General features: G+C 38.2%; 10 protein-coding genes. 2 read left to right on the top strand and 8 right to left on the bottom strand.

Annotated features, from left to right (window positions below; translation table 11 throughout):
• Nucleotides 1-1,237: 1,237 nt before the first annotated feature.
• Both AC0QT4_RS02650 and AC0QT4_RS02645 read right to left on the bottom strand, forming a co-directional pair.
• Complete coding sequence (locus tag AC0QT4_RS02650; RefSeq protein ID WP_473200179.1) at nt 1,238-2,611, bottom strand: glutamate--cysteine ligase; 1,374 nt, start codon at nt 2,609-2,611, stop codon at nt 1,238-1,240.
• A gap of 66 nt (nt 2,612-2,677) precedes the next feature.
• Nucleotides 2,678-3,421: a 16S rRNA (uracil(1498)-N(3))-methyltransferase gene (locus AC0QT4_RS02645; protein ID WP_473200178.1), complete on the bottom strand. Its 744-nt coding sequence runs from the start codon at nt 3,419-3,421 to the stop codon at nt 2,678-2,680.
• A 226-nt stretch (nt 3,422-3,647) separates the two neighbouring features.
• Here AC0QT4_RS02645 and AC0QT4_RS02640 point away from each other — a divergent pair, with 226 nt between their 5' ends.
• On the top strand, nt 3,648-3,791 hold the full coding sequence (locus AC0QT4_RS02640; RefSeq protein WP_473200177.1) for a hypothetical protein: 144 nt from the start codon (nt 3,648-3,650) through the stop codon (nt 3,789-3,791).
• A 93-nt stretch (nt 3,792-3,884) separates the two neighbouring features.
• Here AC0QT4_RS02640 and AC0QT4_RS02635 read toward each other — a convergent pair whose 3' ends face one another.
• A complete protein-coding gene (locus AC0QT4_RS02635; protein WP_473200176.1) occupies nt 3,885-5,765 on the bottom strand; it encodes an AsmA family protein in 1,881 nt (626 codons plus the stop codon).
• Between the two features lie 323 nt (nt 5,766-6,088).
• Here AC0QT4_RS02635 and folD point away from each other — a divergent pair, with 323 nt between their 5' ends.
• Entirely contained in the window at nt 6,089-6,988 is a 900-nt protein-coding gene (gene folD / locus AC0QT4_RS02630) for a bifunctional methylenetetrahydrofolate dehydrogenase/methenyltetrahydrofolate cyclohydrolase FolD (RefSeq protein ID WP_473200175.1), read from the top strand.
• A 40-nt stretch (nt 6,989-7,028) separates the two neighbouring features.
• Here folD and edd read toward each other — a convergent pair whose 3' ends face one another.
• The 5 genes from edd to AC0QT4_RS02605 form a co-directional block, all read right to left on the bottom strand.
• A complete protein-coding gene (edd, locus tag AC0QT4_RS02625; protein WP_473200174.1) occupies nt 7,029-8,852 on the bottom strand; it encodes a phosphogluconate dehydratase in 1,824 nt (607 codons plus the stop codon).
• Nucleotides 8,853-8,918: 66 nt separating this feature from the next.
• Nucleotides 8,919-9,656, bottom strand: a complete 738-nt coding sequence (pgl, locus tag AC0QT4_RS02620; RefSeq protein WP_473200173.1) for a 6-phosphogluconolactonase — start codon at nt 9,654-9,656, stop codon at nt 8,919-8,921.
• Nucleotides 9,657-9,666: 10 nt separating this feature from the next.
• Entirely contained in the window at nt 9,667-11,142 is a 1,476-nt protein-coding gene (gene zwf, locus AC0QT4_RS02615; RefSeq protein ID WP_473200172.1) for a glucose-6-phosphate dehydrogenase, read from the bottom strand.
• 119 nt (nt 11,143-11,261) lie between these two features.
• Nucleotides 11,262-12,545 carry an NAD(P)/FAD-dependent oxidoreductase gene (locus AC0QT4_RS02610; protein ID WP_473200171.1) on the bottom strand — a complete coding sequence of 428 codons (1,284 nt, stop codon included), beginning with the start codon at nt 12,543-12,545 and terminating at the stop codon, nt 11,262-11,264.
• Between the two features lie 11 nt (nt 12,546-12,556).
• A complete protein-coding gene (locus AC0QT4_RS02605) occupies nt 12,557-13,984 on the bottom strand; it encodes a glutamine synthetase family protein (protein WP_473200234.1) in 1,428 nt (475 codons plus the stop codon).
• Nucleotides 13,985-14,353: the final 369 nt, after the last annotated feature.

Below are 14,353 nucleotides of genomic sequence, written 5' to 3'. Positions count from 1 at the left end.
CTTTCTATGCCAATTTTATTACCGACATCCTCACCCATTTTGGTCACCGTCCTTTTTTAATGTCTCATCTTATTCAAACGGTCTTTACAAAATCTTATTTGGTTCTTGGTGGAATTCTCTTTACTTATTAGTTGCCATAAAACAGTTCTTCTAAACCACTAAAATTATAAATGCTAAAATTTTTGAATTTATAATAGAATGCTGAAATGCAAAACACTACGTGCATAATAATCGAAGCTTTATTTCCCCTATGGTTATTCTTTAGATACACTCAAATAAAAAATCTAAATCCGTAAAATAAGCTTTATTATATATATCTAAAAATTAAAGTGCTAAAAAAAGATAGAATTAGATGAGGAATAACTTAAAAACTCTTAAAGAGAAAAATAAACCCTGTCCTTTCTACAGAATATGGTACCAAGTAGTTTTGGTAATATTTAATAGAGTTGCAAATTTATCATTCCAATTTAGCTATTTTAATCCTTTATTCTTGATATAAAATTATTTTTTATGAAAGATTTGCCGATTTATAGCAAAAAATAAAAAAATATCCGTGCTCTATCTCATAAATAAAAAAACAAAAATTAAGTCTTTTCAAGTTAATATCATAAAATACGATACTATTTAGAATAATTTAAAAAGAATTTTTTTCCTAATAAAAACTTGAAAAAAATTGTCAGAATCCAATGTTTAAATGCACAAAAACTTAGATCCTTCACTTAGCGTTAGCCAAAATAAGTAAATTGAGTGAAAAAGAAATGATAATATGTAATTCTATAACGTATCTTTAAATACAGCCACTGTTTGCACCCTTGCATAGAAATATACCATATAGATACGAAAGAAGAGATAAGATCACCAATATTACCATTAAAAAATGAAAGAAGTATAATATATGTCTCTAGCAAATAACAAAAACCGTTTGTGTGGACACCTCTAACGTAATTAACCTATGGGCAAAAAAATTTGAAAAAACAAATATACCTCTTACTGAATCGTCTTAATGCAAGATGAATGGAACTTGAGGTTGTAAAGATCGTGATGTTACTGAACTGCTGCTTTGCAGAAGTAAAGATAATTGTGCCGACAAATCTTGCACTATCTCCTTCATAAAAAACATCAAGAGATGAGGATTGCAAGTAAAATGAAATAGGCTTCTAAAGGAAATCTGTCAATGAGAAGTAATAATCATATACACTTATTTGGAAATGAAAGATGAAGCTTTTTACTTCAAAATCTAATAGGCACACTCTAAAAATACAGGTTCTACAGCCCCATTCCAAATAGAATGATAAAGAGACAATAACCGATCAGCATCTGTTTGTCCCAACGCGATTACCTCTTCTAAAGGAACTAAAAAATTTGTCTCATCTAAACCATCAGCATTGCACTGTCTGCGATTTTTTAACCCCTTGCGTGAAATAGCAACAACTTGACGAGCTATTTCTAAAATTATGGTGTGACGAAAAGGTGTTCTTAACCCTTCTTTAGGAACACGGTTGCGCATATCCAAAACTTCTTCAAAACACCAATCTTTTGTTAAAGCTTCTGCTTCATTGAGCGCTTCACTGTCATACAGAATCCCAACCCAAAAAGCCGACAATGCACAAATGCGTCTCCAAGAACCACAGTCAGCACCTCTCATTTCTAAAAATCGTTTTAAGCGGACTTCGGGAAACAAAGTGGATAGATGATTAATCCAATCTCCCATATTGGGTATTGAATTTGCAACCTGCCCTTTTAATGCTCCCTTCATAAATTGACGAAAAGTTATATGAGTACAATCATAATAACGGCCATCGCGCACGACAAAATACATTGGTACATCAAGTGCCCATTCAACATAATCGGCAAAACCAAAACGCTCAGAAAACACAAAGGGGAGAACTCCAGATCTCTGATTATCAGTATCGCACCAAATTTCAGAGCGCCAAGATAAAAAGCCATTCGGGCTTCCCTCTGTAAAAGGTGAACTAGCAAATAATGCTGTTGCAATCGATTGTAACTTCATTGATACTTGCATTTTTCGCCGCATATCCGTTTCAGAGGAAAAATCAAGATTAACCTGAATGGTCGATGTTCGATACATCATGTCAAGACCACTTGTGCCAACTTTTGGCATATAATCGGTCATAATTTGATAACGAGACTTGGGCATTCGCGGAGTTTCAGCCAATGTCCACTTTGGGCTAGCCCCCATACCGAGAAAACCAATCCCCAGTGGCTCTGAAATTTTCTTGAGAAGAGTTAAATGTTCCATCACCTCGCAATAAGTATGACCAATTGTTTCTAGCGGTGCACCAGATAATTCAAATTGCCCTCCAGGTTCCAAAGAAATAGCACCTTGATCAGCCGATCCTACGAGTCCAATAATATTTCCCTCATCTAAAATGGGACTCCATCCTAAAACCTCTTGCATTCCTTCCAAAAGTGCACGAATCCCCCTCGTGCCATTATACGGAACAGGACGGAAACCATCTCTATAGAATGGAAATTTTTCATGTTCTGTACCAATACGCCAATCATTTTCTGCTTTACACCCCTCCTGAAAATAGCTAACCAGGCAATCTAAGTTATAAATTTCACTCTCATCTGTTATATCAAGCGCCATAACTTATTTTATCCTATCATTAGTTCTATCATTTTAAATGAACCATTTAGAATGATTTTATACACTTCAATCAATTGACCAATCTCCTACACTAGCATTAAGAAGAGCTAAAGCAGCAACAGCAGCAGTGTCAGCGCGCAAAATACGTGGTCCCAAAGACATTGGAATCACGAAAGGATGTTTTTTTAAAAAGTTTCGCTCTTCTTCACTAAACCCACCTTCTGGTCCAATGAGGACACCCAATGCTGTGATTTCGTGCTTTTTTAAAAAAGGCAATACGTTATGGGATTTGTGTGCTTCATCACAAAAGAATAAAGGACGTGTCTCATCCCAATGTGCTAAAAGCTCTACTAACGAAAGAGGAGAAGAACATTCAGGTAAAGATAAAATGCCACACTGTTCAGAAGCTTCAATAACATTAGCCTCCATACGCGCTCTATTGATACGCGTAACCTGTGTGTGATGTGTTATAACAGGCTGCAAAACCGATACCCCCATTTCAACAGCTTTCTGCACCATATAATCCAAACGCGCATTTTTGAGTGGAGCAAAACAGTAAATGAGATTCGAATGCGTCGTTTGCAATCTTTCCTGCTGGATAAGCTGAACCACAACAATTTTTTTCTTAATGGCGATCAGTTTAGCAAGCCATTCACCATCCTGTCCATTAAAAAGTAAAATTTTGGCCCCTTCTTTTAGCCGTAAAACACGTATAAGATAAGATGCTTGCGCCCCCTCTATCTTTATTTCTTCATTTAAAATAAGAGGTTGATGGATAAACAATCTTTTCAGTTTATAATTTATACGCATAAAAAATCGTACCAAAGCTAACTATAATTATCGAAAAAACGTATAACAAAAAGAAGAAGATAGATCTATAGGACTATAATTTATAAAGAATTATAGAGTTTTTTAGCTTTATGAGATAAAAATGGGAACAAATAGAATACTAAGTGATTCTGCTCTTAACATAAATTCACAATAACAGATTATTTACCATTGCATTTTTTGATTTATTGCATAATTGGAGAAAAATATGTCTGCAAAAAAAGCTACAGTTATTACTATCACCACTCTCCTAGCTTTTATTCTGATTACGGTAGGAATTGGCTCCGTTGGAGCAGATGGAAAACACACAATCGCTGAAGATGGCTATGGTATTTCTGCTGAACTTAAATAAGCACCGGCTAGCTTACTCTTAAAATTTTATAGAAAGACGACATTTTTTAGCGGTTTTCCAAAGTTTTTGCCAATACAGCCTTAAAAAGGCCCATCAATCTGTATCAGCATCTTTTTTAACCAAGAAATTACCGTATTCCAGTCCTTTAGAACTAAGAGAAAAGGTAAAAGGCTGCATAAGACTGTTCGCAAGGCACTGGACATCTTTACAAAGAGTTCCTGAGCTATGACTTTTTCGCACTTGGGCTTGTAATATAAATTCGTCCTTTCGATCTTGCATGATAGCAGAAGAAATGATTCCCCACATGGATAAGCTCCAGTCTGCTGTATCCATCAGTGATTCTGTTATCTTTATCGTACCATTTGAAAAACTTGTTTGAATATTCCAGAGATCAAAAGTTGTTGAAAGGACATCACTCTTCATTAAAAGAAATTGTTCCTTTTCTGAAAGCGTTTTCTGTAAACTATTCAAATCATATCCTAACAATCGACCAGAAGACAGATTCAGTGTTAATTCACCCTGCATTTTCGCAAAAATTTCTGACCAAGAATTGGCAAGCGTTCGTACCATCATCGTCAAGTTTGCTTTGCTTTGTACAAATGGGATAATTCCTAGAGCCTCTGAAAAAGCCTGCGTATCCATGGAAACAACTGAAGCACGTCCTTCAATACGCACATTCTTATCAACTGGTGCAATTTCAATATTGCTTTGAAGAGATCCACCAAAAACATTCGCATCCCCAAGATCAAAAATGATATGTCCATTTTTTATTTGTATCGCAGCAGCTAAATTTGTGAGCGCAATATTTCCTACTTTTGCTTGTGGCGAAGAAAGTCGTACATCCACCCCGATACGATTTAAAATTGCCGTATCAGGAAATGAATTCTGCTCTTTAACGAAAGAAAGCATTGATTCAAAAATGTTAAAATCTAGGTTATCAAATGCTAAAGATCCAATAACAATTGGTACATAGTTCTGAAAATCAACTTCTAAAGCACCACGCGCATTTGATGTCCCCATTGTAAATGTAATATTATCCATTTGAATATGCATTGGCTGCGCTAAAAAATGAGACTCCCATACAATAGGTGCTTTTAATCTCTGTCCCCAAAATTGTGTGCCTCCAATCCAATACAATGTCTGATTCCACCCTGGAGAACGCATTGATACCTTCCCATCAAAAATGTAATATTCAGATAATCGTGCCTGCCCTATAAAGGTTATACCACCACGTACAGAATTGAGACTCGCCTTAACTTGACTTTTCCCTCCTGCTAAAAGCGATAACACTTGATCAGCGTCAATCGATAACGTTGTCAACTCTCCGCGCCAACGAGCATCTGCACGAAATCGCACTTTTTGCGTTGGTTCAGGCCAATCTAAAGTTGCATTTAATCCTGTTATTTTTTCTGGCATACCAGAAATACTATCATGATAAACGAGTGTACCATTTTCAATAACAATTCGCCCAAAAGGTTGGTTTAAGAGACGCTTTATGTCCGGCTGATCAGGATTATGATTAATTATTTCACGAGCATTCCTTATCGCGAATCCTAATGCACTTTGCGACCGCGAAAATCTATCAAAAAAATCCGCTACTGTTTTTACCGGTTTTTCCATAACAAATTGGGGACGCACAATTCGTGTTTCCGAAAAGGAAACATGCCCCCAAAGAAGATCGAGCAAAGAAAGATCAACTTCTATCGATTCAGCTTCCAATAACGGTACAACATTATTCAGTTTTGAGGTTAGAGTAATGCCAGAAAGAAATGCTTTAGGATAAGGAAAAAGATTCAATCGCGGTGGATCACGTAATTGCACATTATAACCCGTCCACGCACTTAAATCTTGAGCCAAACGTATACGAATCATATCTGTTGACACAAGATAAGGTAAAATAAGAATACCCACTCCAAACCAAAAAATAATTGCAATAAAAACCCCGCTCAAAAATTTTATTATTCTGGCGCGCACAATATTCCTCTATATTTCCGCCGCTATAACAGATTAAAAGCAAACTTAAATAATCGTAAAAAAAATTCTTATAATTCTAAAATCCGTTATATCTCATTTAATAATTTAATTATTCTTATTTTTATCCAAAGTTTATTGGAACGACAATATTGCTGCTTCCAAACAAAACAGTTATCTTAAAACCTTTCAAAAATTATAAAATACATAATATTATCGAATCATTTTTACCATTCTCATATGAATATTGCTATTAAATGCTTTTGGATTGTCAGCAAACACTTTACAAAAGGATAAACAGCCCTCTATCGAAAGGATCTCTCTCAATGAATAATATTATCGATGGAAAAAAGCTTGCTGAAGAGATTATTGTGAAAGTGAAGGCTGAAACAGCAAAACTCCGCAATAATTATAATATACAACCTGGTATCGCTGTTATTATTGTCGGAGACGACCCCGCAAGTCAGGTATATGTCGCATCAAAAAGTAAAAAAGCCGAAGAATGTGGTTTTTTTTCAATCAAACAGATGATTCCCAAAGAAACACAAGAACAAGAACTCCTCCAACATATTGCAGCATTAAATTCTGACCCTAAAATCCACGGCATTTTAGTACAGCTCCCCTTACCACCCCATATTAATACAAACCGCATAACACAAGCTATTGCTTTCCAAAAAGATGTTGATGGCTTTCATTATATCAATGTAGGAAAACTTGCTGCTAATGACCTTGAAGACGCTATTATTCCCTGTACACCAGCTGGTGCCATGATGATGATTGAACAACAATGTGGACGAGATTTATCTGGTCTTGATGCCGTTGTCATTGGCCGCTCTAATATTGTCGGAAAGCCTATGGCAGCCCTTTTAACAGCAGCCAATGCCACTGTCACAATCGCCCACAGCCGTACCCGTGACCTTGATGATGTCTGTCGTAGTGCCGATATTTTAGTAGCAGCTGTAGGCCACCCACAAATGATTAAAAAAGACTGGGTTAAAAATGGTGCTATTATTATTGATGTTGGTATTAATCGCATTACAACTCCAGAGAAAGAGGGAAGCAAGACGCGTCTTGTCGGGGATGTCGATTTTGAAGAAATAAAAGGGAAAGCTGCCGCAATCACTCCTGTTCCAGGAGGGGTTGGACCTATGACTATTGCCATGCTCATGGTTAATACGCTTAAAGCCGCCGCTCGAGCACACAATCTTCCTGTACCCAAATTCTAAGAAGTTTGGTATACCTTCATTGCAATAAATATTACTTTATTCATGCCATAAGAACAGATGCCCCTTGATCTGCACGATTAACGGATTGGCGAAAAAGACGAAAAAGTTCACGTCCAACACCGTATTCATTTTTTGAAAGGTCGGGGTGAGTGATCGTTCGTGCATTAAATTCTGACAAATCTTCCAAAATAATTAATTTACCCACATGAGCATCAAGACAGACGATATCACCATCTTGCAAACGCGCAATGGGACCATTGTCCAAAGCTTCTGGTGTTACATGAATTGCAGCAGGAATTTTTCCTGATGCACCTGACATACGTCCATCCGTTACCAATGCTATCTTTTGACCTCGATCTTGTAAAATGCCTAAAATTGTTGTTAATTTATGAAGCTCTGGCATACCATTTGCTTTTGGCCCTTGATAACGAATAACAGCGATAAAGTCTTTATTATTTAATACCCCAGATTTAAAAGCCTCTTGTAGTGCCTCTTGATCATTAAAGACAAAAACTGGAGCTTCAATTCGCCAACGATCAGATTTAACAGATGAAACTTTAATAATAGCTGTGCCTAAATCACCCGACAAAACGCGAATACCACCATCAGCTTGAAACGGCTTTCTCCACCCTACCAATATCTTATGATCACCACTTTCATTGAGAGCGGGCTCACGCACCACACTACCATCAGAACCAAGTTTTGCTTCAATTACATACGCATTGAGATCTTTGCCAAAAACTGTACAGACATTTTCATGTACTAACCCTGCCTCAATGAGCTCTCGAATAACAAAACCCATTCCACCAGCAGCATGAAAATGATTTATATCAGCCAAACCATTAGGATAAATTCGCACTAAAAGAGGGACCACTGACGAAATTTCTGCTATATCATGCCATGTCAATTGAATACCACAGGCAGCAGCCATGGCAATTAAATGAATCGTATGGTTGGTAGATCCTCCTGTCGCATTTAATCCTACAATAGCATTTACGAAAGAACGCTCATCAACTATCATACCAAGTGGTCTATAATCATCGCCCAGTGCTGTCATTGCAAGTACACGCTGGGTGGCTTCCCGTGTTAACGCATCACGCAACGGTGTATTTGCATTGATAAAAGAGCTTCCCGGCATATGTATCCCCATCATCTCTAGGATCACCTGATTTGAGTTAGCAGTCCCATAAAATGTACATGTTCCAGGCCCATGATAAGAGCGGGATTCTGATTCCAGCAATGTTTGACGATCTATTTTATTTTCTGCATAAAGCTGGCGTATCTTCGCTTTTTCATCATTGCCTTGACCACTTGTCATGGGACCAGCTGGAATAAAAATTCCTGGTAAATGACCAAATGTCAGCGCTCCAATCACTAAACCAGGTACAATCTTATCGCACACGCCAAGATACAGTGCAGCATCAAACATATCGTGTGATAAGCTTATAGCCGTCGCCATTGCAATTACATCACGCGAAAAAAGAGAAAGCTCCATCCCCACATTTCCTTGTGTTACACCATCACACATCGCAGGAACACCACCTGCTACTTGTGCAACACCACCAAACATACGGGCAGCCTCTTTAATTAAGTGAGGAAAATATTCAAAAGGTTGATGTGCTGAAAGAACATCATTATACGCAGTAATAATACCAATATTGCCGACAATATTATGCTTCAAATGCTCTTTGTCTCTTTGACCACAAGCAGCAAAACCATGAGCCTGATTGGAACATCCCAAAAAACTTCTCTTGGGACGCTTTTCTTGCGCCTTAGCAATACGATCTAAATAAATTTCTCGCGTTGGAAGAGAACGTTCATAAATCCTTCGTGTAACCGTAGCAATTGTCTTGGAAAGTGCCATGTCCATACCCCCTTTCATTTACGCTTTCTACTATTAAAAAGAGATTGCGCGTCATCTACATCTGTATCATGTTTCCGCTTCACTTATTTCATTCTTATCTGGAGACCAATAAACCTGAACAAGGTGATGAGCATTGCGTAAAACCGCCCGAACAGGCATTTCCATTTCAGATCCCTCCTGACAAACCACTTCAAAACACTCGCGTTTCTGAAAACCTTCAAAATGGAGAAGTATGCAACGAGATTGTATTATAACTGGCAAAGTCAGTGTCAGTCTTGGCTCAAGAGCACTTTTTGCATGAAGTGGTAAAACAAGTGCCTGTGTTTGAAGATCAAGTGCTTGCTTTAAACGATGCGCATCAGGAAAAAAGGAAGCAGTATGTCCATCAATCCCCATTCCTAAAACAATAACATCAAAGGGTCTAGGCAAAGTATTGACACGACTAGCAGCCGTAAAAGCAGCAAGTTCAACAGTAATTGCTTTATGATAAAGTCCTACAAAATGTGCTTGAGCCGCAAAATTTTGTAACAAATGACGGCGTACCAGATGTTCATTTGAACGTTCATGATGAGCTGGTACAAAGCGTTCATCGACTAACGTGATGATAATATTTTGCCAATCAATATCAGCTTTTGATAAATAATGAAAAAACAATTCCGGTGTGTTACCACCAGAAACTGCTAGAATCGCCCGTTTTCGCTCAAGAACAGCCACACTAAGCTCTGCTGCAACGCGATCAGCCAATGCTAACGCTAAATCTGTAGGTGTTTCAAAATTCAAACGGTCAATATTTATTCCATGCATACTTATTGCTCTAAACTAAATTGTTCCATACCCGCCCATCACGTTCCATCAAAAGTGTCGAAGCAGAGGGCCCCCATGAACCAGCTCTATATCCATGAACTGGCTGCTTTATTGCTTGCCATCCCTCAAGAATAGGATCAATCCAACGCCAAGCAGCCTCAACTTCGTCACGACGCATAAACAGTGTTTGATCTCCACGAATAACATCCATTAATAGCCGTTCATAAGCATCAGGATTACGCTGCGAAAATGCAGACGCAAAACTCATGTCTAATGGAATATGACGAAATCGCATACCACCAGGACCTGGATCTTTAATCATCAACCACTGTTTTACACCTTCATCAGGCTGGAGACGAATAACAAGTCTGTTAGAAAAAACCTCATCTGAATTCTCATCAAAAATATTATGAGGGATGGGTTTAAAAACTATAACAATTTCAGACATCCGCGTGGACAGACGCTTACCAGTTCGTAAATAAAAAGGTGTATCCGCCCAACGCCAATTATTAATCTTAACCTTAAGCGCTACAAATGTTTCGCTCTCACTGACTTTTTTCCCCAAATCATCAAAATAAGATCTTACAGAGATACCATTCAAGACACCAGCCAGATATTGCCCACGCACAGTATTTTGCTCTACATTATGAACATCAAGGGGTGTCAAAGAATGCAAAACTTTCAATTTTTCATCACGTACCGCATTTGCTCTATTGGTAAATGGTATTTCCATAGCAACCAAACAGAGCAATTGCAGCATATGGTTTTGTACCATATCGCGTAGCGCACCTGCACTCTCATAATATTCTGCACGCCCTTCCAATCCTAACGATTCAGCAACTGTTATCTGGACATGATCAATATAATTGGAATTCCATAACGGTTCATAAAGTGTATTAACAAACCGCAATGCCATTAAATTTTGAACTGTTTCCTTGCCAAGATAATGATCAATACGAAAGATCTGATCTTCATCAAATGCTCTTGCAAATATATCATTGAGTTCTACTGCTGTTTTTACATCACGACCAATAGGTTTTTCAATGATAATCCGTGTTTGCTGTGTCACCAAACCATTTTGTCCTAATCTCATCGCAATATTACCAAAAAGTGGCGAACCAACCGCTAAATAAAAAGCTCGAATATCAGCTGGATCTTTTGATAGTAAAAGAGCAAGATCTTGCCATCCCCGATTTGATGTAATATCCACAGAAACATAGATTAAACGCGCAAGAAAACGATTCAGTTCAATTAGGTTGAGATCTTTTGGTTGAACATGTTTCTCTAGAGAAGCACGAACAAAATTTTGATATTCTTCACGACTTAACGAAGAGCGAGAAACCCCAATAATACGCGTCGGATCACTCAATTGTCCAACACACTGACAATGATAAAGAGCAGGCATAAGCTTGCGTGATGTTAAGTCGCCATTGCCACCAAAAACAATACAATCAAAGGGAGAGACTGGAATAATTTTACTTACCATAAATTTGTCTCTCTTCCCATTTAATTATAACAGTTCAAAAAATTTATAGAAACTTCAATCATTAAAGCAGATAGATATGAAACAAGCCACTCATTTTCTCCGTTTCAAAGAGTGCCTCGTTAAAACTTATCCATCAAAGAAAACCAGTGCATAGCCAAAAAAACAAGCGGATAACGCAAAACTTTTCCACCTGGAAAAGATGAAATCTTTAAGTCTTGAAAAGACGCAAAACGCTCACGCTTCCCAGTTAGCCACTCAGAATATAACTTCCCTATAAAAGGAGCAAGTATAACCCCATGCCCCGAATAACCACCACAATAAGTTACACCGGAAAAAAGTTGGCGAACATAAGGCAACCGTTCAACAGTGATAGCAACTGTCGCTCCCCAATGATGGGTTAGATTTATAGAGTGGAGATGAGGATAAATTTCAAAAATCTGCCGTCGTATGCGTCTATCTAAATTTACAGGATATTGATTATCATAACTTTCTACTCCACCAAATAATAAGCGATTATCAGTAGTTTTGCGAAAATAGCGAACCATAAAACGAGAATCATCTACCGACTCGCCCCCCTGAAGAATAGGACACTCTTGCGATAACGGCTCAGTTGCTCCAATATAAGAGCGAATAGAAAAGATTTTTTTCTCAACAAAATGCTGAAGTCCAAGTTTATATGCATTAGTCGCTAATAAAACATGCTCTGTTGTTATATTACCTTGTCCCGTTTTTACTCTATAATGGCCACCATTGCGCTCTATCGCAATTACTTTCGTCTTCTCATAAAGTTTAGCCCCAGCGTTTTTTGCGTTTTTTGCTAACCAAACAACAAGCTTTAAGGGATTGATATGGCCAGTCTGTGCATCATAAATACCACCATGGTAAAAAGAAGAACCAAGCCGTTTAACTGTTTCATTCCTGTTCATAAAAGTGAGACCGTCATAGCCATAACGCTGCATCGCTTCAACATGTCGCTGATAAGATGCTAATTCGCGTTTTTTATGGGTAACAGAAAGATGCCCTGCCATAAAATCACACTGACAATCAGGCATTGCACACCAAGATAGAATATCTCTTTTGGCTTCTTCAGCTAAATCAAACAATATCTTACTTCGTTCAAAACCATATTTTTTCTCTAATGATTCTACCCATTGTCTTTGCCCTGTTCCTAATTGCCCACCATTGCGCCCTGAAGCTCCATCACCAAACCGTGAAGCTTCTAATAAAACAACTTGGACTCCAGCCTTAGCTAAATGATAGGCAGCAGAAAGCCCAGTAAATCCACCCCCGATAATAACCACATCACACTGTATTTGTTCGCTAAAAAACGGATAAGAGGGACGCTCGTCTAAAGTGTCCTCATACCAAGAAATTCCTGGAGAAATCGGATTATAATCAATCATCGTGATAAACCTTAAACATTAAGCAAGAGATACTCTCGCTCCCACGGGCTAATCACTTCCATAAAAGTTTCGAACTCTTGTCGTTTGATTGCAGCATAAGTACTGACAAAAACATCTCCTAAAATGGCACGTATCGCTGTATCTTGTTCAAATAAGTTGACCGCTTCAATGAGACCACGGGGTAATTCAATGCTATCAGTATTCACATTACTTATTGTTGGTTCATCAGGTTCAAGCTTTTGCTGTAATCCAATAAGACCGCAAGCCAAAGAAGCTGCGAGAGCTAAATAAGGATTAGCATCTGATGAAGGAAGTCTATTCTCAACACGTCGCCCCTGTGGAGCAGAGCGGGGAACACGAAAAGCTGTGGTACGATTATCATATCCCCATCGCAAATTAACAGGTGCTGAAATATCAGGCATGAGACGCCGATAAGAATTGACATAAGGCGCAAGCATCACAAGTCCCCCTGCCATATGTCTTTGTAATCCACCAATAAAATGGCGAAAAAGGACACTTTCCTCACCATCTTCTTGTGTAAAAATGTTCATACCGGTTTTTTTATCAACAACCGATTGGTGAATATGCATAGCAGAACCGGGCTGCCCTTGAATAGGCTTGGCCATAAAAGTAGCATACATATCATGCTTAAGTGCGGCTTCACGAATTGTGCGTTTAAACATAAAGACTTGATCAGCTAATTCAATTGGATCACCGTGACGTAAATTAATTTCAAATTGGCCGGCTCCTTCTTCATGAATGAGCGTGTCAATTTCTAACCCCTGCGCTTCCGAAAAATGATAAATATCATCAATGAACTCATCGAATTCATTGACACCCGCAATTGAATACCCCTGCCCTCCACCAATTGAACGTCCAGAACGACCAACTGGAGGAACTAAAGGATAATCAGGATCAGGATTTTTTTGTACTAAATAAAACTCAATTTCTGGTGAGACAACTGGTTTTAAACCCATTTTCGTATAAAAACCAACCACTGTTTGTAAAACATTCCGTGGTGTATAATCCACAACCTGTCCATTTTGATAGACAAGATCACAAATCACTTGTGCGGTAGGGGCCTGTTCCCATGGCACAATGCTTAACGTCGAAAGATCAGGCTCAAGACGTAGATCACCATCTGTTTTTGGATATTCAAAACCATGACCATCTTCAGGATAATCTCCCGAAATTGTTGCCACAAAAACGGCTGAAGGCAATGCCAGCGATGTTTCCGATGTAAATTTTTTAGAAAGCATCATCTTGCCACGCGGTACACCTGCTTGATCAGGCGTAATACATTCAATATCTTCTACATTACGGAAAGCAAGCCACTGCGAAACTTGCTCCCAATTTTTTACACCACGTAAATTTTTGAGAAAACCTGAAACAGATTTAGAACTCTTATTTTTCATTTGTTCACCATTTTTTACAGCCATAGAACACCAACTCAAAAAAACATTCAAGCCTCGCTCTTATGGTATCACCCTATACATGAACGTTACGAAAAAACTTTATCAACCTAATTTTTAAAGAATGCCACAACTTCTATTAAGGTGAAAGAAACCTTACAACTATTATAAACTGCTTGCCATATCAAACATAGTGTAAAAATTGGTACTGCACGCGATACATCGATGCTAACGTTCTCTTTAAAAACACACAGATAATTACAACCAGCTTCGAAAACAGCCTTACCAAGGAATTACTAGCTAGAGGGTTGCGTGCACAATGCAATAATAACACATTGATTCCCGCAAGCGTGCTGCACATATTGTACGCGTGGACTGTACGGAGTCTGCCGCTCC

This window comes from Bartonella sp. EBT8 (genome assembly GCF_055796165.1).
Note: the sequence above shows the minus strand (reverse complement) of the source record. Positions and strands in the feature narration are given on the sequence as shown.